Source organism: Chelativorans salis (assembly GCF_025336525.1).
Taxonomy (GTDB): Bacteria; Pseudomonadota; Alphaproteobacteria; order Rhizobiales; family Rhizobiaceae; genus Chelativorans; species Chelativorans salis.
Map to the genome: position 1 here is coordinate 23,965 of NZ_JAOCZP010000008.1, position 23,282 is coordinate 47,246.

18 protein-coding genes are annotated in these 23,282 nt (G+C 64.8%); 10 read left to right on the plus strand and 8 right to left on the minus strand.

Annotation, left to right across the window (positions count from 1 at the left end; genetic code table 11):
• Positions 1 to 11: 11 nt before the first annotated feature.
• A complete protein-coding gene (locus tag N5A92_RS21075) occupies positions 12 to 1,235 on the minus strand; it encodes a lytic murein transglycosylase (protein ID WP_425248623.1) in 1,224 nt (407 codons plus the stop codon).
• A gap of 186 nt (positions 1,236 to 1,421) precedes the next feature.
• Between N5A92_RS21075 and galU the strand changes: the two genes are divergently transcribed.
• A complete protein-coding gene (gene galU, locus N5A92_RS21080; RefSeq protein WP_260906076.1) occupies positions 1,422 to 2,297 on the plus strand; it encodes a UTP--glucose-1-phosphate uridylyltransferase GalU in 876 nt (291 codons plus the stop codon).
• A 163-nt stretch (positions 2,298 to 2,460) separates the two neighbouring features.
• On the opposite strand, the gene N5A92_RS21085 is transcribed toward galU, so the two are convergent.
• Positions 2,461 to 4,119, minus strand: a complete 1,659-nt coding sequence (locus N5A92_RS21085; RefSeq protein WP_260906077.1) for an outer membrane beta-barrel protein — start codon at positions 4,117 to 4,119, stop codon at positions 2,461 to 2,463.
• A gap of 149 nt (positions 4,120 to 4,268) precedes the next feature.
• Here N5A92_RS21085 and N5A92_RS21090 point away from each other — a divergent pair, with 149 nt between their 5' ends.
• A complete protein-coding gene (locus N5A92_RS21090) occupies positions 4,269 to 5,264 on the plus strand; it encodes a KpsF/GutQ family sugar-phosphate isomerase (protein ID WP_260906078.1) in 996 nt (331 codons plus the stop codon).
• Positions 5,265 to 5,363: 99 nt separating this feature from the next.
• On the opposite strand, the gene N5A92_RS21095 is transcribed toward N5A92_RS21090, so the two are convergent.
• The 4 genes from N5A92_RS21095 to N5A92_RS21110 form a co-directional block, all read right to left on the minus strand.
• Entirely contained in the window at positions 5,364 to 5,831 is a 468-nt protein-coding gene (locus N5A92_RS21095; protein ID WP_260906079.1) for an NfeD family protein, read from the minus strand.
• Positions 5,832 to 5,844: 13 nt separating this feature from the next.
• Complete coding sequence (locus N5A92_RS21100) at positions 5,845 to 6,795, minus strand: SPFH domain-containing protein (protein ID WP_260906080.1); 951 nt, start codon at positions 6,793 to 6,795, stop codon at positions 5,845 to 5,847.
• A 263-nt stretch (positions 6,796 to 7,058) separates the two neighbouring features.
• Positions 7,059 to 8,123, minus strand: a complete 1,065-nt coding sequence (gene hemH, locus N5A92_RS21105; protein WP_260906081.1) for a ferrochelatase — start codon at positions 8,121 to 8,123, stop codon at positions 7,059 to 7,061.
• 125 nt (positions 8,124 to 8,248) lie between these two features.
• Positions 8,249 to 10,252, minus strand: a complete 2,004-nt coding sequence (locus N5A92_RS21110; RefSeq protein ID WP_260906082.1) for a 5'-nucleotidase C-terminal domain-containing protein — start codon at positions 10,250 to 10,252, stop codon at positions 8,249 to 8,251.
• 420 nt (positions 10,253 to 10,672) lie between these two features.
• Here N5A92_RS21110 and N5A92_RS21115 point away from each other — a divergent pair, with 420 nt between their 5' ends.
• A complete protein-coding gene (locus tag N5A92_RS21115) occupies positions 10,673 to 11,554 on the plus strand; it encodes an N-acetylmuramidase domain-containing protein (RefSeq protein WP_260906083.1) in 882 nt (293 codons plus the stop codon).
• Between the two features lie 71 nt (positions 11,555 to 11,625).
• Positions 11,626 to 12,270: a 2-dehydro-3-deoxy-phosphogluconate aldolase gene (locus N5A92_RS21120; protein ID WP_260906085.1), complete on the plus strand. Its 645-nt coding sequence runs from the start codon at positions 11,626 to 11,628 to the stop codon at positions 12,268 to 12,270.
• Positions 12,271 to 12,308: 38 nt separating this feature from the next.
• Here the strand turns inward: N5A92_RS21120 and N5A92_RS21125 are convergent, their stop codons facing one another.
• Together N5A92_RS21125 and N5A92_RS21130 are read right to left on the minus strand one after the other, a co-directional pair.
• Positions 12,309 to 14,033 carry a peptidoglycan L,D-endopeptidase MepK gene (locus tag N5A92_RS21125; protein ID WP_260906337.1) on the minus strand — a complete coding sequence of 575 codons (1,725 nt, stop codon included), beginning with the start codon at positions 14,031 to 14,033 and terminating at the stop codon, positions 12,309 to 12,311.
• Between the two features lie 269 nt (positions 14,034 to 14,302).
• Complete coding sequence (locus tag N5A92_RS21130; protein ID WP_260906086.1) at positions 14,303 to 15,796, minus strand: sigma-54-dependent transcriptional regulator; 1,494 nt, start codon at positions 15,794 to 15,796, stop codon at positions 14,303 to 14,305.
• A 197-nt stretch (positions 15,797 to 15,993) separates the two neighbouring features.
• Between N5A92_RS21130 and N5A92_RS21135 the strand changes: the two genes are divergently transcribed.
• The 6 genes from N5A92_RS21135 (at position 15,994) to N5A92_RS21160 (ending at position 23,012) form a co-directional block, all read left to right on the plus strand.
• Entirely contained in the window at positions 15,994 to 17,856 is a 1,863-nt protein-coding gene (locus tag N5A92_RS21135; protein ID WP_425248624.1) for a M3 family oligoendopeptidase, read from the plus strand.
• A 12-nt stretch (positions 17,857 to 17,868) separates the two neighbouring features.
• A complete protein-coding gene (locus N5A92_RS21140) occupies positions 17,869 to 19,020 on the plus strand; it encodes an aminodeoxychorismate synthase component I (protein WP_260906087.1) in 1,152 nt (383 codons plus the stop codon).
• 90 nt (positions 19,021 to 19,110) lie between these two features.
• Positions 19,111 to 20,556: a homospermidine synthase gene (locus N5A92_RS21145; RefSeq protein WP_260906088.1), complete on the plus strand. Its 1,446-nt coding sequence runs from the start codon at positions 19,111 to 19,113 to the stop codon at positions 20,554 to 20,556.
• 149 nt (positions 20,557 to 20,705) lie between these two features.
• Positions 20,706 to 21,023, plus strand: a complete 318-nt coding sequence (locus tag N5A92_RS21150) for an Omp10 family outer membrane lipoprotein (RefSeq protein WP_482155904.1) — start codon at positions 20,706 to 20,708, stop codon at positions 21,021 to 21,023.
• 36 nt (positions 21,024 to 21,059) lie between these two features.
• Positions 21,060 to 21,737 carry a zinc metallopeptidase gene (locus N5A92_RS21155; protein ID WP_260906090.1) on the plus strand — a complete coding sequence of 226 codons (678 nt, stop codon included), beginning with the start codon at positions 21,060 to 21,062 and terminating at the stop codon, positions 21,735 to 21,737.
• Positions 21,738 to 21,758: 21 nt separating this feature from the next.
• The gene (locus N5A92_RS21160) at positions 21,759 to 23,012 is read left to right on the plus strand and encodes a phenylacetate--CoA ligase family protein (protein WP_260906091.1); all 1,254 of its coding nucleotides are present in this window, start codon (positions 21,759 to 21,761) and stop codon (positions 23,010 to 23,012) included.
• The last annotated feature ends 270 nt before the right edge of the window (positions 23,013 to 23,282 follow it).

Consider the following 23,282-nt stretch of genomic DNA (forward strand, 5'->3'; position numbering starts at 1 on the left):
CGAGCTTTCTCCTACCTACCTCGCAGCCTTTTCAGCACTTCCTTGCTCGGATGCCCGTCCTGCGCGAGGCCCATGCGCTCCTGAAACGCCTTGATGGCGCTGCGCGAGCCGGAGCCGATCTTACCGTCGATCGGGCCTTCGTAATAGCCGAGCGCGCCGAGGCGCTTCTGCAACTCCTCCGTCTCCTCGCCGGACAGCCGCTCGAAGGGGCGGTTCCAATCCCGCACCAGGCCGCTGTAGCCGGCGATCTGGTCGGCCAGGAGCCCGACTGCAAGGGCGTATTTGTCGGAGTTGTTGTAGCGCTTGATGACGAAAAAGTTCTTCGTCATCAAAAAGGCGGGGCCGGCACGGCCGTCGGGCACCTTCAGCTCCGCATTGTCGGAGGGGCGCGGGAATGGCTTGCCGTTGGCGCGCACGACGCCGATTCCGGCCCAGCGGCTGAGCGACATCGTGCCGGCCGGGAACTTGCGGCCTCCCGGCAGAACCACCTCATAGCCCCAGGTCTCTCCGCTCTGCCAGCCGTTCTTGCGCAGGAGGTTTGCCGCCGTTGCCAGCGCATCGGGCACCGAGTTCCAGATGTCGCGCCGGCCGTCGCCGTCCATGTCGACCGCATAGGCCTGATAGCTGGTGGGGATGAACTGGGTGTGTCCCATTGCGCCGGCCCAGGAGCTGGTGAGCTGGTTGGCGGAGATGTCGCCGCGCTCGACGATCTGAAGTGCGGCGATGAGCTGGCTTCGGGCGAACTTCGCCCGCCGACTGTCGGCATAGGCGAGGGTGGCAAGCGAGCGCGGCAGGCTGCGCATGACGCGGTCGTTCTTCAGCGCCTCGCCATAGTTGGATTCGATCGACCAGATGGCCAAAAGGATGTGCCGGCTGACGCCGAACTGGCTTTCGATCCGGTCGAGCCAGGGCTTCCACTGGCGGGCAAGCTGCTGGCCGGTCCGGATCGTCCGTTCCTGCAGGCGGTTGTCGAAATATTCCCATGCCTCGGACCGGAACTCGGGCTGATACCGTGCCTTTTCCAGAACCTCCGGATCGGGCGCCGTGATGCCGCTGAAGGCCCTGTCATAGGTGGCACCCGAAATGCCGTTTTGAATGGCGACATTGCGGAATTCAGCGACCCAGCGCTGGAACCCGGCATCGGCAAGCGCCGGCCCGGCGGTGAACGCAACGAGGACGGCGGCCATGAAAAACGTGGCTGCGGTGAGGCCACCGGCGGCTCTCTTTGCAAACATTCCAACCTCCATCGGAACAACCAAGCCGTCTTTATCGCCGATTGCGGTTAGGAAAGGGTTTACCATATAACCGGGCCGAAGCGGGGCGAGGTACATAGAATTCACCTTTTCGACCCAGGAACGATCAACCCCGCTCCAGCATTGTCCGATGGTTGCCGGACGTCAAGATATTGAGGGATTTGCCGGATGAAGAGGATACGCAAAGCTGTATTTCCCGTCGCAGGCCTCGGAACCCGCTTCCTGCCCGCCACCAAGGCGATACCGAAGGAAATGCTTCCGGTGGTGGACAGGCCCGTCATCCAGTACGTGGTGGAGGAGGCGCGCGAGGCCGGCATCGAGCATTTCATCTTCGTGACCGGGCGCAACAAGACGGCCCTCGAAGATCACTTCGATGTGCAGGTAGAACTTTACGACACCCTTTCGCGGCGCGGCAAGACCGATGTCCTGGAGCGCCTGAAGGCGATGCAGCCGCAGCCGGGCGAGATGAGCTATACGCGCCAGCAGGAGCCTCTGGGGCTGGGGCACGCGGTTTGGTGTGCGCGCGAGCTTGTGGGCGAGGAGCCCTTCGCGCTGCTTCTGCCCGACATGATCATGCAGTCGGAGCGGGGCTGCCTCAAGGAGATGGTTGCACTTTACGAAGAGACCGGCGGCAATGTGCTGGCGGTGGAGGAGTGCGATCCGTCAGAGACGCATAAATACGGCATCGTCGGGCGTGGCAAGGAGACTCATACGGGCTTCGAGATCACCGTCATGGTGGAAAAACCGAAGCCGGAAGACGCGCCGTCCAACTTCTTCATCAACGGCCGCTACATCCTGCAGCCGGAGATCTTCTCGCTCCTGGAAAATCAGGAGACCGGCGCCGGCGGCGAGATCCAGATCACCGACGCCATGCTGCGGCTGCACGCGAAACAGCCTTTTTACGCGTATATTTACAAGGGACGTACGTTCGACTGTGGCTCGCCGGAAGGTTTCGTCGAAGCCAACCTCGCCTTCGCCCTGCAACGCGAGGAGATGCGGTCGCGCGTGAAGCGGCTGATGCAGGAGATCTTCGGCGAGGACTAGCTTTCCCTCCCCCTTGAGGGGAGGGTGGGCCCACCGGCTTGCCGGCGGGGTCGGGTGGGGGTGGCCGAGACCGCGCGCCGACGTTTCATGCTAAAGCCAACACGAATTTCCTGACACTGCACTCTGGTGTCTGCGGCCGTCCCCCTATCCAGAGAGGAACACCTCACCGCTGCAGCGTCATGCCCATGAAGATGCTGGTCGCCTCATAGTCGCGGCCGGGCAGGTTGCTTTTCTGGCGTTCATGGCGGGCGCGGCCGGTGAGGCCGGCGTAGCGGTTGAGCCACCAGGTCAGGCTCGCCTCGCCGCTCAGGATCAGGTCGTGGCCGCCGCCGGAGTAGTCGCGCCACGCCGCGCCGAGGGCGACATCGCCGGTAAGATTGGAGCGCATTTGGCGTTCCAGCCGCAGCGTGCCGGAGTAAAGCAGCGAGCCGCTGTCGCCGGCGTCCGTCGAGCCTTCCACGGTAGTCGAGCCGTCCAGCCTCACATTGGTGCCGCGCATGGGCGACCAGTTGAGCGCGGCCGCTAGCGCCAGGCCGGAGACCGTGTCGAGCCGGTCATCCTCGAAGTCCTCGGCCACCCAGCCGGCGGAGACCTCGCCCGAAAGCTTCTCGGATATGTCGAGCGAAAGGCCGGCGCGCGCGCCAAGCCGCGTGGCGGAGCGGGCATAGCCGGCGCTGTCGCGCTCTTCGTCATAGAAGCGGCGGCCAGCCTCTACCTCGAGGAAGGGGATCAGCGCCGGCGAAAGCTCATAGCCGCCGCGCAGCCTGACCAGCGCCAGGGTGGAGTTGCGGTCGCTTTGGGAGAGCGTGTCGCCGTTGTCGAGCCGCGCGTCCCCGTACTGGTTGCGCGAGACTTCGCCCGTGACCCTCAGGCGGAGCTTGCCGACCGCCTTTTCCACGCCAAGGGAACCGTCGATCGTGTGGCGCAAGGGCTGCCGGACAACGCCGGCGATGGCGACCGGCGAGGAGGCCGATTCGCGCCGGGCCGCGTAGGCGAGGGCGGCGCGGGCGGAAAGGTCACCGCGGAGATCAAGTTCGAGTGCCGCGTCCGCCCCGCCTTCGAACTCCGACACATCGTCGCCGGAAACGGATTTGCGGTAGGTCCCGTAGCCGTTCAACACCGCGCGGTGGCGCGACCAGCCCGAGACGGCGTTGAGCCGCAACGTCGTCTCGGAAAGGAGCGCTTCCTCGCCGCCTGGGCTGCTGTCGGCGTTCGTGGTCCAGGTCAGGCCCTGTTCAAGGGTTGGCACCACCGTAAATGTGCCGATGCGCAGGCCGAGCGGCGCGTAGGGATCGTCCTCCGGTGTACGACGCGCGCGGCCCTCGATAGGCTCTACCCGTTCGTTGGTGCGCAACGGCAGGGGACGGATGCCTTCGGTCGCATCGATCGTGCCGACGCGGGCTGTACCGGTCGCTAGGTCGTCCAACTGCTCGGCGGGCTCCGCTTCCTGACTTGGCGCGGCGGCTTCCTCGGCGCGGTTTTCATTTTCAGCCGCTGTGGCGGATCCACGTGTCGAGGCCGGCCGATCGAGAGGCGGGAATGGATCCTCTGCGGTGAGGGAGCCGGTACCGGGAAAGAGCGTGCCGTCCTCGTCGGCGCTGTCGGGCAGTGCGCCGGCACTCGTCGGCCGGTATTGGGTACGAGGCGTCTCAGCCGCCTCCATGCCGCGCCCGGCCCGGAGGGTGGAATCCATGTACGTATCGCCGACCGTGCCGCGCAAGCTCCCCTCCTGGCCGGTGGCCGGAAAGGCAGTCATCAGCGCGCCCGCCGCACAGACGAGGCGCAGTCCTTTGAACTTTCCGTTGAAGCGAATACGCGACATTGCCCACCCGACATCCTGCGGCGCACACCGCGCTAGGGTAACTAAACGGTAAAAGGTGTTGGTTAATGCAAGGTTGAGAGCGGGCGGATGAGCGCTCTTCGTCGCAACAACAATAGACATGGCGCGAGGAAAGCGCTAAGCGCACCCTCATGTTGACCAGAGAGAACGAAAAGGCCGACGCCAAGGGCGCCATCGCCTCGGCCATGCGCACGCTGGCAGCGGACCAGACCGCCCTTGCCGCCCTGGCGGAGGCGCTGGACGACGGGCTTTCAGAGCCTTTTGCCGAAGCTGTCGAGCTGGTGTCGCGGATATCCGGCCGCGTTATCGTCACCGGTGTCGGCAAGAGCGGCCATATCGGCTCCAAGATCGCCGCTACGCTCGCCTCCACTGGCACGCCCGCCTATTTCGTGCATCCAGCGGAGGCGAATCACGGCGACCTTGGCATGATCACGCGCGACGACGCCATCCTCGCCATGTCCTGGTCGGGCGAGACCGCGGAATTGAAGGGCATCGTCGCCTACGCACGGCGCTTCTCGATCCCGCTGATCGCCACCACCTCGCGGCAGAGCTCGGCATTGGCGAGCGAGGCGAGCGTGACGCTCCTCCTGCCGCGCGTGCCCGAGGCCTGCCCGCACGGCCTGGCGCCTACAACCTCGACGCTCATGCAGCTCGTCATCGGCGACGCGCTCGCCTTGGCGCTGCTCGAAGCACGCGGCTTCACCGCCGATCACTTCCGTACCTTCCATCCCGGCGGCCAGCTCGGCGCCAACCTGACCCATGTCGGCGACATCATGCGCCGGGGCGAGGATATCCCCGTCGTTCTGCCGGGCACGAAAATGCAGGACGCGGTGATGACGCTTTCGAACAAGCGGCTCGGCTGTGTGTGCGTCGTCGGGGATGGGGGACGGCTGGCCGGGATTATCACCGACGGCGACCTCGCCCGCAATCTCCACCGCAACATGGCCGGCCTCGTCGTCGACGACATCATGACGACCAAGCCGAAAACCGTGCGGCCGGAGACGCTGGCAAGCCAGGCCATGGCCATCCTCAACGAGCACAACATCAGCGCCCTGGTCGTGACGGAGGACGAGCGCCCGGTCGGCATCGTGCATTTCCACGACCTGCTGCGCCTCGGTGTAGCCTAGCGCATCGGCTCGAAAACCGGAGTCGGTTTTCGGAAGGCACGATGCGTAGATTCAAAATGCTAGAGCGTCCTTGTGTAGCGTCCGAATGGACGCACGGCGCTAAGCCTGAATCGCCTCCACCTGCAGTTCACCGCCCTTCGCAGCCACCACGCGCACCCTCGTGCCGGCCGGCAGGTCGGGGCCTGAGACGCGCCAGAGGGTATCGCCTAAGCGAATGCGGCCGCGGCCTTCGGTGATAGGCTCCTCAAGGGCTGCGGTGCGGCCGACGAGCTGCTTGGCCCGCTGGTTGAGCAGAGGCTGGTCGGTTTCCTCCCCCCGTCTCGCATCCATCAGCCTCTTGCCGGAATAGGCCGAAGCGAGCGACAGGGCGAGGAAGACGAGCACCTGTATCTGCCAGCTCCAGAAAGCCATGCTCCAGAGCTGGAGCGACAGCGCACCGGTGAGGATGGCGGCAATCCCGATCCACAGCAGGAAGACGCCGGGGATCAATATCTCCAGCGCCAGGAGGACGAAGCCCAGGAGCACCCAGTTCCACGGGCCCAGCTCGGTCAGGATACTGATCAGCATGGCCGGCCTCCGTTCAGCCGCGGTCGGGTCCGACGGCGGGCGGACGGGCCGGGGAGGCGGGGCGGACGGTCTTGCCGTCCTCGCCGAAGACATCGCGAGCAATTGCTCCAATGCCTCCCAGCGTACCGATGAGCGAAGAGGCTTCGAAGGGCATCAGCACGATCTTGTTATTGTTCGAGGAACCGATCTTGGCCAGCGCCTCGGTGTATTTCTGAGCGACGAAGTAGTTCACCGCCTGCACATCGCCCTGGGCGATCGCTTCCGAGACCACCTGTGTAGCGCGCGCCTCGGCCTCCGCCGCGCGCTCACGCGCCTCGGCGTCGCGGAAGGCGGCTTCACGCCGGCCCTCGGCCTCCAGGATCTGCGATTGCTTCAGGCCTTCGGCTTCAAGGATTTGCGCGCGCTTGTTGCGCTCGGCCATCATCTGGCGGGCCATGGACTCCACAAGGTTCGCCGGCGGATTGATGTCCTTGATCTCGACGCGGGTCATCTTGATGCCCCAGGGGCTGGCCGCCTCGTCGACTATGTGCAGGAGCTTTTCGTTGATCGTGTCGCGGTTGGACAGGAGCTCGTCCAGGTCCATCGAACCCATGACCGAGCGGACGTTGGTCATGGTGAGGTTGAGGATGGCGTTCTCCAGCCCGGCCACCTGATAGGCCGCCTGCGGCGCGCTCAACACCTGGAAGAAGGCGACACCGTCGACGGCGATGGTGGCGTTGTCGCGGGTGATGATCTCCTGGGTCGGCACATCCAGCACTTGCTCCATCATGTTCATCTTGGCGCCGATGCGGTCGATGAAGGGCACGATGATGTTGAGGCCGGGCGTCAGCGTCCGCGTGTAGCGCCCGAAGCGCTCCACCGTATAGTTATAGCCCTGCGGCACCGTTTTGACGCCGGCGAAAAGCAGAAGCAGGACGAGAATGACAAGAACGGGAATGAGAATATCAAAACCTGAAAAAGACATCTTTGTTTTCCCCAGCGTGAAAATGGTCTGAAAGCCGCAATGCTATCTCACGAATTATGGCAGGAGGCAACAACACGGCTGGCGGAATGCTTTCACTGTGCGCGTCCACGTGCGCCGTCATCCCGGAAGCTGCGGCGAGAGCGGCGACTGTCCGGCCCTTTCCGGAACGTAGACGGGTCACGGAATGGATCCCGGCTCGCGGTCACTTTGCTCCCCTGGCCGGGATGACGAGGTGCGCAAAAGGCACCGAGGAAGGCTTCGCCTCAAACCCAGCCGGAAAGCTCGCGCCGCACCAGCGCCTCGATCACCGCCATGCCCTCCTCGCTGTCGTTGAGGCAGGGGATGTGGGTGAAGTTCCGGCCGCCGGCCTCGTGGAAGATCTCGCCCGCCCCGATGGCAATCTCCTCCAGCGTTTCCAGGCAGTCCGACACGAAGCCGGGGTTGAAGACGGCGATCGACTTCACCCCCTCGCGCGCCAGCCTTTCCACTGTCTTGTCCGTATAAGGTTGCAACCACTCCTCCGGCCCGAAGCGCGACTGAAAGCAGGTGAGAAGCCTGTTGTCGTCCCAGCCTAGGCGCGCGCGCAGGAGGCGCGAGGACTCCTCGCAATGGCGGCCATAAGGGTCGCCGCGCTGCGCATAGCTTTGCGGAATACCGTGATAGGAGGCGATGACCACCTCTGGCTCGAAGTCGAGCGAGGCCAGATGGCGCTCGATGGAACGCGCGAGCGCATCGATATAGACCGGCTCGTCGTAATAGGCGGGCACGGTGCGGACGGCGGGCTGGAAACGCATCTTCATCAGCGCTTCGAAAAACTTGTCGTTCACGGTGGCCGTGGTGGAGGCGGAGTATTGCGGGTAGAGCGGAAACGCCACGATGCGCTTGCACCCGCGCTCCATCAGGCTCTTCGTCACCGTCTCGATGGAAGGACTGCCATACCGCATGGCCCAGTCGACGACGATATGCTTGTGCTCGGCGAGTGCCGCGCCCAGCTTCTCCGCTTGCGCGCGAGTGAAGGTGCGCAGGGGGGACTCGTCGCGCTCCCGGTTCCAGATCTTCGCGTAGGCCGCGCCGGACTTCTTCGGCCGTGTGCTGAGAACGATGCCGTAGAGAACCGGATACCATACAGCGCGCGGCCATTCGATGACGCGCCTGTCCGACAGGAACTCGCGCAGATAGCGGCGCATCGGCCAGTAGTCTGTGCCGTCGGGCGTGCCAAGGTTGACGAGCAGCACGCCGACCTTGCCGGCATGTGCCGGCGGAATGTCAGCAGGCTTCGGGCCTTTGGTCTTGGCGGTTTTCTTGACGGCCTTCGCGACGGTGGTCATGGCGTGCTCCCTCGGGTGAGGTACACCTAACGAAGTTTGCCGCAAGGGCAATGTCACCTGTGGCCGCAGGCAAAGGAATGCCCCACCCGAAGGCGGGGCATCCAAAAGACCGGCTGCGGCGGGTACTATTCGGCCGGCGGCACGATCAGTGTGGCGCCGACGACGAGGCCGCGCTCGCCGAAATCCGGGTTGGCCTCCGCCAGCGTGGACCACTTCTCCGGATCGCCGTAGAATTTCTGCGCGAGGTCCCAATAGGTGTCGCCGCGCATGATGACATAGGTCTCTTCCATGGCGGTCGCTTCCTCGGCAGCGTCCATGGGCTCTTCCGTAGCCGCCATCTCGCCTTCGGTTTCCGTTTCGTCGGCCTTCGGCTCGGCCATCGCCGCTTCGTCGTCCGTCTCTTCCATCGGCTCCTCGGAAGCGGCCATCTCGCCGTCCTCTTCCGTCATGGCGTCGTCCCCGGCCGTCTCAGTGGGTTCGTCCTCCGCCATGGCCTCCGGCTCTTCTGCCTCTTCCGCCATAGCCGCGGCTTCCGTGATGCGGCCGTCGGTGTAGGGCTGGTAGGGCTTGTTCTCTGCCAGATAGTCGGCCACCACCTGTTCCAGCCCCGGCCCGTAGTCATAGGCGTTCTCGGCATTTTCGGCGAACAGGTTATAGCCATCGCCACCGCCGCGCATGAAGTTGTTGGAGGCGATGGTGTAGGTCTCGTTCGGGTCGATGGGCGTCCATTCATTGCCGTCCGCCTGCACCTCGACATCGCTGACGCGGCTGCCGGGCTCGGCCGATGGGTCGAAGGTGAAGCGCAGGCCCGAGACCTGTGGGAAGCGTCCCGCACCCTCCTCGATCTGGCTGACACCGCTTTCGAGCGAGGCGACGACATCCGCCCCCTTCAACTGAAACGTGGCAAGCGTGTTTTGGAAAGGCAGAACCTCCAACACCTCGCCCATGGTCACCTCGCCGGCGTCGATGGAGGCGCGTAGGCCGCCGCCATTGGTGATGGCGAACTGCACGCCCTGGTCCTTGGTCCGCGCCAGCATGGCATCGGTCACCAGGTTGCCCATCTCGCATTCCTGCGCCCGGCAGGTATCGCGGCTGCCATCGATAGGTGCAGCCGTCTCGGAGACGACCGTGGTCTTCAATTCCTCGATGGGCCCGGCAAGTTCCTGAACACGCGCCGCCACCTCTTCATCCGGCTCGACAGACGCGTCGATCAGATGCACGTCGCCGGTGGCTTCCGTCACCGTGCCCGCGTCATCGAAGACGACGTTCAGTTCGCCCAGATACTTGGAATAGGCATTCGCCTGGACCACCGGCACCTGATAGCCGTCCGGGTTGTCCACCATCGTGGGGTAGGGGCCTTCGGCGCCGTCGATGGAGTTGGAAAGAAGCGTGTTGGTGTGGCCGCCCACCACCACGTCGACGCCCGGTATCTTGGCGATGGCCGCGAGGTCGCGCGGGTATCCGACATGGGTGAGCGCGATGATCTTGTTCACGCCTTCAGCCTTAACCGCCTCGACCGCCGCGGTGATCCCCTCGTCATCGTCGATGATGGAGACGTTCTCGCCCGGCGAGGAAAGCTCGGCCGTGTCGTTGGCCACCGCACCGACGATGCCGATCTTCTCCCCACCCACCTCGAGCACGACATATTCGCGCACCCGATCGCCGAGCGCGGAAGCCTCCGTCGCCTTCACGTTGGAGCCCAGCACGGGGAACTTGACCTTCTCCAGAAAAGCGGCCAGTCCGTCTTCGCCGTCGTCGAACTCGTGGTTGCCGACCACCATGGCGTCGGTCTCCATGAGGTTCAGGAACTCGGCCTCCACCTCGCCTTTGTAGGTGGTGTAGAAGAGCGAGCCCTGGAAATTGTCACCGGCATTCAGGAACAGCACATTCTCGCCGTTGAGCGCGGAACGCCGCTCGCCCACTGCCGTTACGAGGCGTGCGGCACCCCCGAAGCACTCGCCGGCGGCATCGTCCTCGGCCGAGCAGGTGGAATCGTATTTATTGATGGGCTCGATGCGGCTGTGCCAGTCGTTGATGTGCAGGATATTGAGCGTGTAGTCGGCTAATGACGGCGCCGCGGACAGCGCCAGAGCCGACGTGCTCAAAGCCAGGACTGCAAATTTTCTCATGATCATGCTCCCGAGTGGTTCCCTGATTATCCCGCTCTACCGCCGCACCATGTCGGTTTCGTAACGCATTGGGAACATGTTCCCACTGGCTTTCGGGGGATGCAAGAAAAACGTTGCCGCCTCGCTTTCTCGGCCGGGATGAAGCGCGCTTGGAAGTGCGGCCCTTTCGGCCAAGGGAGGTCGGAGGGTTCAACGGTCAGACGGTGAAAACCGGGCGTGACGACGATGACGCCCATCCTCACGGTCGGCGGGCGGGGGATAAAATAGGCCAAACCAAGTTACCGCACCATCCAGATTTGCAAGCAATAACAAATGGTTGAAAGATGCGCGGAAAATTCCGGAAGCAAAACACACCCGCGTTTGTCCCCGCGGGTGCGCAGCGGCGGAAAATAGGACCAAGACAGAAACGGAGGTCCCTTCATGTTTTCCGCCGATACGATAGAACGCATCATCGACACCGCCCGCCGCGCCGACCTGGACCCCGCGCTCCTTCTCGCCTTGGTCGAGGTGGAGACCGGCGGCAGGACGCATGCTGTCGTCAACGGCAGGCGCGAGCCGTTGATCCGCTTCGAAGGCCATTATTTCGACCGCCGCCTTTCGCCGCCAGATCGGGAGCTGGCCCGTCGCGAGGGTCTTGCGGCACCCACCGCCGGCGCCGTGCACAACCCGCCAGGGCAGGCTGCGCGCTGGCGGATGCTCGAGCGCGCGATCGAGATCGACCGCCGCGGGGCCTACGAATCCACCTCCTGGGGCATGGGGCAGGTGATGGGCGCCCACTGGGCTTGGCTCGGCTACAAGAACGTGGATGCGTTGGTGGACAAAGCGCGCAGCGGACCGGAAGGCGAGCTCGATCTCATGCTGCGCTATATCGACAAGGCCGGGCTGATGGAGCCGCTCAGGAATCGCGACTGGGCCGCCTTCGCCCGTGGCTATAACGGCCCCGCCTTCGCTGGGCACAGCTACCACATAAAGCTCTCCCTCGCCTATCGCCGCCATGCGCGTCGGCTGGCGGTGGCGCCCGGTACGCCCGGCCTTCTGCGCAAGGGCGACCACGGCACGGCGGTGCGGCACCTGCAGAACCTGCTTCGCGCGCTCGGCCATCCGGTGGCGAGCGACGGCATTTTCGGTCCCCGTACCGAGGCGGCGGTTGCGCTGTTCCAGCGCCGCCAGGGGCTGATGGCTGACGGCATTGCCGGCCCGGCGACCATGGAGGCGATGGAAAAGGCATTGCCGTTGGCCGGCATGGACCGGACACTGCGGGACGGCATTGCCGAGCTATGGCGGCGTATCGTCAAAGCCTGAACCGCCCGCGGCATTTGAATTCGCATTGAATCGGTCTATGAGATGCACCGAAACCCACGCTGGAGCCGGTGATGAAGAAGAGGAAGACGGAAAAGCTTCTGGAGATCCTGTCCGGGCAGCCGGTCATCCCGGTGCTCAGGATCGACCGTATAGCCGATGCCGTTCCGCTGACCCGCGCGCTCGCCAAGGGCGGGCTGCCGGCGGTCGAGATCACGCTGCGCACGCCCGATGCGCTGGATGCCATCCGCCTGGTGGTCGACGAGGTGCCGGAAGCCATCGTTGGCGCCGGCACCATTCTGACGGGGAAGGATTTCGCCGGCGCGGCGGTAGCCGGGGCGCAATTCATCGTTTCACCCGGAACGACACAGGAGCTCCTGGACGCGGCCACCCGGTCGGAGGTGCCCTTCCTCCCCGGCGCGGTCACGCCAAGCGAGGTCATGGCCATGCGCGACGAGGGCTATGAGATCCTGAAGTTCTTTCCCGCCGAGCAGGCGGGCGGCGCGGCTTTCCTGAAGTCGCTCGCCTCACCGCTCCCAAGCGTGCGCTTCTGCCCCACCGGAGGCATCTCGCCGAAGAACGCGGCCGATTATCTGTCGTTGCCCAACGTGGTGTGCATCGGCGGCTCATGGGTCGCGCCCGACGCCGAGCTTGCGGCCGGCAACTGGCAGGCGGTGGAAGAACTGGCGCGCGAAGCGGCGAAGCTTGCCCGCCGATAGTCTGCCGCGCGTCCATTTGGACGCGCAGGGGACGTTCCCTACTCGAACTTCGCCACAGACAAGAAGGTGATGGCCCTGCCGCTGAAGCTGCGGACATCCGCCACTTCGACGCCTCGCTCGAAGCCGCCCGTATAGACGGTCTTGGGCGCGGCGGCGATCTCGGCGCTGAAGGCAGGCACGTCGGCATGCGGCGCCCTGTCGAGCACCGATTCCCGGCTGAGCATGTGCTGCGCCGTTGCCACCGTGGCAGGCAGCACCATCGGCTTTGGCACGTCACGCGTGTCCACGGCGGTTGGCTTCGGGCCTTTGGGCGTCGTCTTTACGCCGCCCGAAAGGAGCGCTTCCGGCGACACGCCGCCGTTCGCCTTCAAAAGTGCCACGCGTGGCGACGCATCGCTCCGCTCCGGCTCGACCGCCGGTTCCGAGTGTACGGCGGCCAGCCTCGCTTGGCGCTCTTGCTCGGTGAGTTGCGGTTCTTTCGGCAGAGCGGCGAGGGTATATTCCGGCCTCGTAAGGCCTGTCGTGGCGGCCGGTACCGGCACGGCAGCCGCCAGCACCTCCTCGACATCCCTCTTGGGCGCATCATCCTTCTGCGCGGCCAGGATCTCGGCGATCGCATCCGAAGAACGCGGCGGCTCCGGCCGGCGCGTGGGCGTGACGAAGGCAGATGCCATCTGCATCGTCCCTTCGCTTTCACTCTCCGCCGTTTTTGTCGCGGGCGTGTAGTCTGGCCGCCGGGTTGGCCGCGGCACGTTGAGCGCCACCTGCGTGGCCTCCTCCTGAGGTGCCGCCTCCTCGGCGGTAGCGGGCGTCTCCTCGGGTGCCGGCGTCTCGGCCTGCTGCGGAGTTCCGACATCGGCGCTCGGACGCGGCGCGATACGCGGCACGGGGAGCGAGCGCTCCGGAAGTGCTGCGAGGATAGTGGCTGGCGTCCCGGGCTCCGGCTGAGCCTGCGGCTGCTGAGCCACCTGCGGCTGCGCCTGCTGCACGGCCTGCGCCGGGCGCGGCGCGGCGGCGACTTGCGTGTCGGCGTTGTCCTCTTCCTCGTCGGCACCGCCGCCCCTGCCGAAGAGCGCGGCCAGAAGTCCGCGCCCGCGGTTGCGGCCGCCGCTGTCGTTGGCCACCTGGATGGAGCCGCCGTTGCGCTGACGCGCTTCATAGGCGGCAAGCGCCTGCTGGTAGCCGGGCATAGCCTTGCCGTCCGAAGGCACGTGCACCGTCTTACCGTCAGGGAAGACCGAAGCCAGCTCCTGGCGGCTCATGCGCGGCCAATGGCGCACATTGCCCACGTCAAGGTGGACGAAAGGCGAGCCCGAACGCGGATAGTAGCCCACACCGCCAACCTCCATCTTCAGGCCGAGATTGCGCAGCGTGGAAAGCTTCACGTCCGGCAGATAGAAGTCGATCGCCTTGCCCAGCATATGCTGGCTCTTCTCGGCAACGCCGCTGGAGCGTTTGCGCAGCATGGCGTTCGTCGCCGGCGAGCGGTAGGCGGAGACGACATGGATATAGTCGCGCGAGCCCGAGGCGCGGTAGACCTCCCACAAAAGGTCGAGCAGGCGCGGGTCCATCTTGGTGGGCTCGTTGCGGCGCCAGTCACGCAGGATGTGGTTGACCTGGTTGAGGCCGCTCTGCAGATAGCGGCCGTTGCGCTTGTAGGCGATCTCGGCCCGCTCTTTCGTATGCAGGAAATAGAGCCTCAGTGTGCGTGTCTCGGCGGTGGCCGCCGGGACGGCAGTAAGCAGGACGGTCACGGCAAGCATCAGCCCGGCCAGAACCTTCACCGGCCCGAACCCTCCCTTGCGCAATCGGCGATGCGAAACGTCGTCGTTTTTCAAACCTTGGCCTTCGGCAGCAATTGTCCCCGAAACGAGAGCCGAACAGCGCCCCCGAACGTACGCGCAGTCTCCATGACAATGGTTAACCGAGACTTATTGAAACGGCAATGCGCTAGGAGCGTGGCAACAACGTGGCGCAGCAGCATTTGGACCGGGCTTGGTGAACGAACGCTGAAGCCGCTGGCCGATGGGCCTCAGTCCGACCTGCCGCGCTCCTCGGCCGGGTCGATGCCCATTTCCTTGAGCTTGCGGTAAAGCGTGGAGCGGCCGATGCCGAGCCGGCGGGCAACCTCGCTCATCTGCCCGTCATAATGCTCGATGGCAAGACGAATCATTTCCCGCTCGGTCGCTTCGAGCGTCCGTATATGGCCGTCCTCGCCGAAAACGCGCAGGAGCGCAGGGTGAGGCGGTTGGCGCAGCAGCGGTGCTTCCCCACCGCCCCCGGCGGCACTCTCGTGTGCCGCTTCCTGTTCCGGCGGAGCGAGCAACGCCTCGTCGATGCCATCTACCTGCGCACGGATCTGCGGGAACTCGGCCACCGTCAGCATCTCTCCCTCGCTCAGCACCAGCCCGCGGAAGACGGCATTCTCCAATTGCCGGATATTGCCCGGCCAATCATAGGCCGACAGCATGTCGAGCGCCTCGGCGGTGATGCCGGAGACATGTGCTCCGGGAACCGCATCGGCAAAGCGGGCGATGAAATGCTGTACCAGGAGCGGGATATCCTCCTTGCGCTCACGCAACGGCGGCATCATGATCGGGAACACGTTGAGCCGGTAGAACAAATCCTCCCGAAAACGCCCCTCCTTCACGCGTTCGAGCAAATTCTGGTTGCTGGCCGAAATCAGCCTGATATCAACCTTCACCGTGCCGCGCGCGCCCACCGGGTCCACCTCGCCCTCCTGCACCGCACGCAGGAGCTTGACCTGGACGTCGGCCGGCAGGTCGCCGATCTCGTCGAGGAAGAGCGTGCCGGTGTTTGCTTCGATGAACTTGCCCGTGTGCTTCTCCGTGGCGCCGGTGAAGGAGCCTTTCTCGTGGCCGAACAAGATGCTTTCCACGAGATTCTCGGGAATGGCCCCGCAGTTGACGGTGACAAATGGCTTCGTCCGCCGCGCACTCTCACCGCGGATGGCGCGGGCGATCAGCTCTTTGCCCACTCCCGATTCGCCTTCGATAAGGATGGGGATGTCCGAGGCGGCCGCCTTGCGAGCAAGCCGGGTGACGCGCTCCATGGTTGGGCTGCCGGTAACGATATCGCTGAAGGAAAAGCCCTTTTCCCTGCGGCGTTTGCGCCGCACCGTGCCTTCCAGCGCCTCCACCTTCAGTGCATTGTGGATCGCCTTGCCGAGCCGCTCCGGTGAGACCGGCTTCACGACGAAATCGAAGGCACCGGCCCGCATGGCTGCCACCGCCGTCTCAACGCCGCCTTTGGCTGTCTGCACGATGACGGGCACGTCGACGCCTGCCTGGCGCATACGCCGCATCACATCGATGCCATCCATCCCAGGCATCATTAAGTCCATGACGACGGCACGCGGCTCCGCCGGGCGCGCGCCGTTCACGGCTTCGAGCGCCTCTTCGCCGCCCTCAGCAAGCACCGGCGCATATCCCAGCTTCCGGACCATCGCGTCGAGAAGGCGGCGCTGCACCGGGTCGTCGTCAACTATCAAGATCGTGTCGGGCATGAATGCAACAGCTTCGAAGGAATCGCGCACATACGCTCGTTGGAAGACTGGAACAATATGGCACAGGCTTCTAAACAGGCCTTCAAGAAACCCGGTGAATGAATCCTTGATATCGAGAACGCAGATTGTTTTCAGGACACTATGGGTTCGTTCCGCAGTTACAACGGGCTTTGAGCCCGCAGACAGGAGTACCCCTCATGGTTCTATCTCCAGATCGGTCCGGCACCATCGCCCGCGCGGCGGAACCCGCGATGGCAGGCGCCCGCAAGACAGCCGATCTCGGCAGCCTGCCCGAGTGGAACCTTGCCGATCTCTACCCAGCGATGGACAGCCGCGAGGTAAAGGACGACATGGCACGCGCCGAGCGGGAGGCACGTGCCTTCGAGGAGGCGTGGAAGGGCCGTCTGGCGGACGAGGCGGCGAAGGGAAGCGAAGGACGACTGGGTGAGGCAGTGCGCGCCTATGAAGGGCTCGACGAGCTTTTCGGTCGCATCGGCTCCTATGCCGGCCTCGTCTATGCCTCGGACACGTCGGATCCGAAGCGTGCGAAATTCTATGGCGACGTCCAGGAGAAACTTACCGACGCCAGCACACACCTGCTCTTCTTCACGCTCGAACTGAACAAGATCGACGACGCACTGATCGACACCGCGCTCGAGCAGGACGCGCTTTTCAGCCACTACCACCCGTGGGTGCTGGACATCCGCAAGGACAAGCCGCACCAACTCGAAGACCGCATCGAGCAGCTTTTCCATGAAAGCTCGATGGTCGGGCGCGGTGCCTGGAACCGCCTCTTCGACGAGACCATGACGAGCCTGCGCTTTACCGTCGACGGCGAGGAATTGACGCTCGAGCCGACGCTGAACCTTTTGCAGGACGCCGACGGCGAGAAGCGGCGCAAGGCGTCCGAGGCGCTCTCGGCGACGCTTGGCGAGCACATACGCCTCTTCACGCTCGTCACCAACACGCTTGCCAAGGACAAGGAAATCTCCGACCGCTGGCGCAGCTTCGCTGACGTCGCAGACTCGCGTCATCTCGCCAACCGGGTGGAGCGCGAGGTGGTGGACGCGCTCGCCGCCGCCGTGCACGAGGCCTTCCCGCGTCTCTCGCACCGCTATTACGCGATGAAGGCCAAGTGGCTCGGCATGGATGCACTCAACCACTGGGACCGCAATGCCCCGCTGCCTGAGGCACCGCAAACCGTTATCGGCTGGGACGAGGCCAGGGAAACGGTGCTCTCTGCGTATCGTTCCTTCGCTCCGGAGATGGCGGAGATCGCCGGCCGCTTCTTCGAACGCAACTGGATCGACGCGCCGGTGCGGCCCGGCAAGGCGCCTGGCGCTTTCGCCCACCCCACCGTGCCCTCCGTGCACCCCTATGTGCTCTTAAACTACATGGGCAAGCCGCGCGACGTCATGACGCTCGCCCACGAGCTCGGTCATGGTGTGCACCAAGTGCTGGCCGGCGAACAGGGGGCGCTCATGTCGGCGACGCCGCTGACTTTGGCCGAGACGGCCTCCGTCTTTGGCGAAATGCTGACCTTCCGCTCGCTCATCGACCGCACCACCGATCGGCGCGAGCGCAAGGCCATGCTGGCGCAGAAGGTGGAGGACATGATCAACACCGTGGTGCGCCAGATCGCCTTCTACGAATTCGAGCGCAAGGTACACACCGAGCGCCGCAAGGGTGAGCTGACGTCGGATCGGCTCGGCGAACTGTGGCTGGAAGTGCAGGCGGAAAGCCTGGGGCCGGCGGTGAAGCTGCGCGAGGGATATGAGACCTTCTGGGCCTATATCCCGCACTTCATTCACTCGCCCTTCTACGTCTATGCCTATGCCTTTGGCGACTGCCTGGTGAACTCTCTCTTCGCCGTCTACAGCCAAGCGGAGAAGGGCTTCCAGGAGAAGTATTTCGAGCTGCTGAAGGCCGGCGGCACGAAGCATCATTCGGAGCTTCTGGCCCCCTTCGGCCTCGACGCCTCCGATCCCGCTTTCTGGGGCAAAGGGCTTGCGGTCATCGAAGGGCTGATTGACGAGCTGCAAGAGCTGGACGAGGGGTGATATCTTCCCGGTATGCCGGACCCACGCCGCCAAGTCGCGCTCTTTCGCAACGACCTGCAAGGCGAGGCGCTGAGCTTTGCCGTGCCGGAAGAAATCCTGCTTGTCAGCAAGCCTGCGGAACTCCTCCCCGCGCTCGAGCGTGCGGAAGCGGCGCGCGGCGCGGGCAAGTGGCTTGCCGGCTACATCTCCTACGAAGCGGGCTACGTTCTGGAGCCCGCGCTGACATCCTACCTACCGGAAGAGCGCCGCGCGCCTCTGTTGTGCCTCGGCGTCTTCGACGCGCCGGCGAACATCGAGTCGCCGCAGTCCTCCACGGACACGCACCCTGGCCTCTTCGCCCCGCGTGCCACCTGGAGCTTTTCCGACTACGAGTCCCGCTTTACCCGCCTCCATAACCATTTGCGCCGCGGCGATTGCTACCAGGGCAATCTCACCTTTCCCGTAACCGCGCGCTGGCAGGGGGATCCGCTGGCGCTCTTCGACACACTGACGGCGCGTCAGCCCGTTCGCTACGCCGCATTTGTCGATCTCGGCGGGCCGGCGGTGCTTTCGCGTTCGCCGGAGCTCTTCTTCGAAGTCTCGGCGGATGGCTGGATCGAAACCTTGCCCATGAAGGGCACGATGGCGCGCGGCAAGACGGTCGAGGAGGACGCCACCCTCAAGGAAACGCTGCGCAACGACCCAAAGAACCAGGCGGAAAACCGCATGATCGTCGACCTGCTGCGCAATGACATCTCGCGTATCTCGGAGGTTGGCACGCTGGACGTGCCGGAGCTCTTCCACGTCGAGACCTACCCGACCGTGCACCAGATGATCAGCCGCGTGCGCGCCAAGCTCAGCCGAGGCGTGACCTTCGCCGACATCCTTTCCGCCCTCTTTCCGTGCGGCTCCGTCACCGGGGCGCCGAAGATCAGCGCCATGAAGATACTGCGGGAACTGGAAACCGCGCCGCGCGACGTCTATTGCGGTGCCGTCGGCTGGGCAGCGCCCGACGGGCGCATGCGCTTCAACGTCGCCATCCGCACGATCTCGCTTTATCCGGGTGGCGAGGCAGTCTTCAACGTGGGCGGCGGCGTGGTTTTCGATTCCACCGCCCGTGAGGAGTACGAGGAATGCCTTCTGAAAGCCGGTTTCGCAACGGGGGAGGTGCCGGCCTCCACCTGAGCCGCTGGCGCTTTCTCCCTTTATTGTGACGCCGTTCTGTGTTTTGACCGTTACGCCTTCACGCACGTCCAACGAGGAGAACCCCCTGAAATGGCTAACAAAGACTGGCCCATTCACGGCGAGATCACCGGCCCTGTCGTCATGATCGGTTTTGGCTCGATCGGCCGTGGAACACTGCCCCTCATCGAGCGCCATTTCAACTTCGACAAGTCGCGCATGGTGGTTATCGATCCGGTCGACACCGACCGGAAGGTGCTCGACGAGCGGGGGATCGGGTTCGTGCAGGCCGCCGTGACCAAGGAGAACTACAAGGACCTGCTCACCCCGCTTTTGACGGAGGGCGAGGGCCAAGGCTTCTGCGTCAACCTTTCCGTCGACACCTCTTCGCTCGACCTCATGAAGCTCTGCCGCGAGCTCGGCGTGCTTTATATCGACACCGTGGTGGAGCCGTGGCTGGGTTTCTACTTCGATACCACTGCCGACAACGCCTCGCGCACCAACTATGCCCTGCGCGAGACCGTCCGCCAGGAAAAGCTGAGGAATCCCGGCGGCACTACCGCCGTCTCCTGCTGCGGCGCCAATCCGGGCATGGTCTCGTGGTTCGTCAAGCAGGGGCTTGTCAACCTGGCCCAGGATATGAAGCTCGCCTTCGAGGAGCCGGGGCCGGACGATCGTGAAGGCTGGGCCAAGTTCATGCAGAGGCTTGGCGTGAAGGGTATACACATCGCCGAGCGCGACACCCAGCGTACCAAGAAGCCCAAGCCCATGGATGTGTTCTGGAACACCTGGTCCGTCGAGGGCTTCATCTCGGAAGGCATGCAGCCGGCTGAACTCGGCTGGGGCACGCACGAGAAGTGGAAGCCCGAGAACGCGCGCGAGCAGAAGGAGGGTTCTAAGGCGGCGATCTTCCTGGAGCAGCCGGGCGCCAACACCCGAGTGCGCACCTGGTGCCCGACGCCAGGTGCCCAATATGGCTTCCTCGTCACCCACAACGAGTCCGTCTCGATCGCCGATTACTTCACTCTGCGCGGCGGTAACGGCGAGGTCACCTACCGCCCCACCTGCCACTACGCCTACCATCCCTGCAACGACGCGGTGCTGTCTCTGCACGAGATGTTCGGCGCCGCCGGCAAGCCGCAGCCGGTCCATCACGTGCTGGATGAGAACGAGCTGGTGGACGGCATAGACGAGCTGGGTGTGCTCATCTACGGCCATGAGAAGAACGCCTACTGGTATGGCTCACAGCTTTCCCTGGAGGAGACGCGCGAACTCGCCCCCTACCAGAATGCCACCGGCCTCCAGGTCACCTCCGCCGTGCTTGCGGGCATGGTCTGGGCGCTGGAGAATCCGGAAGCCGGCATTGTCGAGACCGATGAGATGGACTACCGCCGCTGCCTCGAAATCCAGCTTCCGTATCTCGGGCCGGTGAAAGGCTATTACACTGATTGGACGCCGATCGATCAACGGCCGGGCCTTTTCCCCGAGGACATCGACAAGGAGGACCCATGGCAATTCCGCAACATCTTGGTGCGTTAGCGCACTGCACGGACGACTTTTGCTTGCCTTTTCACTGAAAGACCGGCGAAAAAGCCACTTTCCACATATGGGAGGCCGTCATGGTCACATTTCGAAAATCTGTTTCCTGCGCGGCTCTCGCTTCCATGCTGGCCGTTTCCGGTTGTGCGATGGTCGCTCCCAGAGGAGGGCCTGTGCCGGTGCAGCAGAGCGGCGTAGAGGGAAATTGGATCGGCGCGGAAGGGATCATGTCCAGCTTTAGAGGGGGCGCCTTCGAGACCCGCGCGGCCGACACCGGCGAAGTGCTTGCCACCGGGAGCTATCAGGAGCAACCGGGAGGGATGGTGAGCATCTCCGTGCAATCGCGCGTCCGCGAGCCGCAGACGGTCAACTGCCTGAAGGTGGGTGCAGCCTCCGGCGGTCGTTTCAACCAGATGAATTGCACAAGCTCGGCAGGACAGAATTTCGTTCTGACCCGGGCGAGCTGACTTCTTCCGTGAGGCCGCTGCGGCGGAGGTGGCCGGATGATAGGCATTGTAGCTCTTGCCGTCCTCGCCATCGTCGTTCTGCCGCAGCTCTGGGTGCGTCACACGCTTTCCCGCCACGCCGCCGACCGGCCGGATCTGCCCGGCACCGGCGGCGAGCTGGCCCGCCATCTACTCGACCGTTTCGGCCTGGCGCATGTGACTGTCGCGACCACCGACACCGGCGACCACTATGATCCTCAAGGCAAGGCCGTCCGCCTTCTGCCGCAGCACCATTCGGGGCGCTCGCTGGCGGCGGTGGCGATCGCCGCGCACGAGGTCTCGCACGCAATCCAGGATGCGCGCGGCGAGAGACTGCTGGCGATGCGGCAGACGCTGGCGCGCGTGGCGCAAGCCACGGACCGGCTGGCCGGCATCTTCTTCGTCGCCGCGCCCGTGCTGGCGATCCTGGCGCGCACGCCGGTTGCCATGTTGGCGTTGATTGCGGTCGGCATCGGGCTCCTGTCGTTCCGCGTCATCGTCAATCTCGTAACCCTGCCGGTCGAGTTCGACGCCAGCTTCGCCAAGGCGCTGCCGATCCTCGATGACGGGCAGTATGTCGCGGCCGCCGATATGCCGGCCGTGCGCTCCGTCCTGCGCGCCGCCGCCTTCACCTATCTCGCCGGCGCATTGATTTCGCTCATCAACCTTGCACGCTGGATCAGGCTCCTGCGATAAGGGGCGCAAAGGGAGGAGTTCATGGGCGCGCATTTCGACAGCCTCGAGACCCGCGATCCACAACAGCGCGAGGCGGATCTCTTCGCCCGGCTGCCGGCGTTCCTGGCAGCCGCCATGGAAAAGGCGCCGGGGCTTGGCCGCTGGCTCGGCGGGATCGCGCCGGAAGATGTCCGCTCGCGCCGCGACCTTGCACGGCTGCCGGTCCTGCGCAAGGCGGAACTCCTGAAGCGCCAGCGCGAGGAGCCGCCCTTCGGCGGCTTTGCCGTAGCGGAGGCGTTGAAGGGCACGCGCGTCTTCATGTCTCCCGGTCCCATCTGGGAGCCGCAGGCGCCGGGCGCCGACCCGTGGCAGGCCGCGCGCGCCTTCTTCGCCGCCGGCGTGCATCCCGGCGACATCGTCCACAACGCCTTCGCCTATCACATGACGCCGGGCGGCTTCGTGCTCGACGAGGGCGCGCGAGCCTTCGGCTGCACCGTCTTTCCCGCCGGCACCGGTAATACGGACGGCCAAGTGGAGGCGGCGAGCGCGCTGAGGCCCCAGGTTTATTGCGGCACGCCGGATTTCCTGAAGGTCATGCTCGACCGGGCGGCGGACGCGGACAAGGACCTTTCCTCCTTCCGCCTCGGCCTCGTCTCCGGCGGCGCGCTCTTCCCCTCGCTGCGGGCGGAATATGCGGAGCGCGGCGTCCGCGTCTTCCAATGCTACGCCACGGCGGAGTTCGGCGTCATCGCCTACGAGACGGCGGGTACAGAAGGCAACCCGCTGCCCGGCATGGTGGTGAACGAGAACCTGATCGTCGAGATCGTCCGTCCCGGCAGCGGTGAGCCGGTGGAGGACGGCGAAGTGGGCGAAGTGGTCGTCACAAACTTCAACCCTGCCTATCCGCTGGTGCGGCTCGGCACCGGCGACCTCTCCGCCGTTCTGCCGGGGGTGAGCCCTTGCGGGCGCACCAACATGCGGATTGCGGGCTGGATGGGCCGCGCCGACCAGCGCACCAAGGTCAAGGGCATGTTCGTCGACCCCGAGCAGGTGGCCGAGCTGATGAAGCGCCACCGCGAGCTTTCGCGGGCGCGCCTGGTGGTGACACGAAAGGGCTCGGCTGACGTCATGGCCTTGCACGTGGAACCGGCCGGCGGGGCATCGGTCGACACCGAGGCCGTGGCCGCTTCCCTGCGCGAGATCACCAAGCTCGGCGGCACCATCGAAGTCGCCCCTCCGGGCTCGCTTCCCAACGATGGCAAGGTGATCGCCGATGAGCGCGACTACGCCGGCTAACGGTCGTGATGCGCCACGCTTCCCCACCCTTCGACGAGCTTAGTCTAGGAGGGAAGGGTGTCGGATATGTCGCGCCTTCCCTGGCGAGGACGTGCTTATCCGTTACCGCGCTTCTGCCGAAGCCGGGCTATGTCAAAGAACGTGGGAAGCGGGGCGCGTTGTCCGAGCCACTCAATTTGTTTTTTAAGGCGCGTCCAACGCGCCCCGCCGGAGTCTGTCCCGACGGTCGGCCGGTCACCCGGCCCCCGCCCTTCCCGGCTGCACCCGATT

Bases quoted from the DNA above. Each gene is read 5' to 3' on its own strand.
- N5A92_RS21160 (WP_260906091.1), top strand. From the start codon at position 21,759: ATGGGCGCGCATTTCGACAGCCTCGAGACCCGCGATCCACAACAGCGC.
- hemH (WP_260906081.1), bottom strand. From the start codon at position 8,123: ATGACCACCGTCGCGAAGGCCGTCAAGAAAACCGCCAAGACCAAAGGC.
- N5A92_RS21125 (WP_260906337.1), bottom strand. From the start codon at position 14,033: ATGCTTGCCGTGACCGTCCTGCTTACTGCCGTCCCGGCGGCCACCGCC.
- N5A92_RS21075 (WP_425248623.1), bottom strand. From the start codon at position 1,235: ATGTTTGCAAAGAGAGCCGCCGGTGGCCTCACCGCAGCCACGTTTTTC.
- N5A92_RS21090 (WP_260906078.1), top strand. From the start codon at position 4,269: ATGTTGACCAGAGAGAACGAAAAGGCCGACGCCAAGGGCGCCATCGCC.
- N5A92_RS21085 (WP_260906077.1), bottom strand. From the start codon at position 4,119: ATGTCGCGTATTCGCTTCAACGGAAAGTTCAAAGGACTGCGCCTCGTC.
- N5A92_RS21150 (WP_482155904.1), top strand. From the start codon at position 20,706: ATGGTCGCTCCCAGAGGAGGGCCTGTGCCGGTGCAGCAGAGCGGCGTA.
- N5A92_RS21110 (WP_260906082.1), bottom strand. From the start codon at position 10,252: ATGAGAAAATTTGCAGTCCTGGCTTTGAGCACGTCGGCTCTGGCGCTG.
- N5A92_RS21155 (WP_260906090.1), top strand. From the start codon at position 21,060: ATGATAGGCATTGTAGCTCTTGCCGTCCTCGCCATCGTCGTTCTGCCG.
- N5A92_RS21140 (WP_260906087.1), top strand. From the start codon at position 17,869: ATGCCGGACCCACGCCGCCAAGTCGCGCTCTTTCGCAACGACCTGCAA.
- N5A92_RS21130 (WP_260906086.1), bottom strand. From the start codon at position 15,796: ATGCCCGACACGATCTTGATAGTTGACGACGACCCGGTGCAGCGCCGC.
- N5A92_RS21115 (WP_260906083.1), top strand. From the start codon at position 10,673: ATGTTTTCCGCCGATACGATAGAACGCATCATCGACACCGCCCGCCGC.
- N5A92_RS21145 (WP_260906088.1), top strand. From the start codon at position 19,111: ATGGCTAACAAAGACTGGCCCATTCACGGCGAGATCACCGGCCCTGTC.
- N5A92_RS21135 (WP_425248624.1), top strand. From the start codon at position 15,994: ATGGTTCTATCTCCAGATCGGTCCGGCACCATCGCCCGCGCGGCGGAA.
- N5A92_RS21100 (WP_260906080.1), bottom strand. From the start codon at position 6,795: ATGTCTTTTTCAGGTTTTGATATTCTCATTCCCGTTCTTGTCATTCTC.
- galU (WP_260906076.1), top strand. From the start codon at position 1,422: ATGAAGAGGATACGCAAAGCTGTATTTCCCGTCGCAGGCCTCGGAACC.
- N5A92_RS21120 (WP_260906085.1), top strand. From the start codon at position 11,626: ATGAAGAAGAGGAAGACGGAAAAGCTTCTGGAGATCCTGTCCGGGCAG.
- N5A92_RS21095 (WP_260906079.1), bottom strand. From the start codon at position 5,831: ATGCTGATCAGTATCCTGACCGAGCTGGGCCCGTGGAACTGGGTGCTC.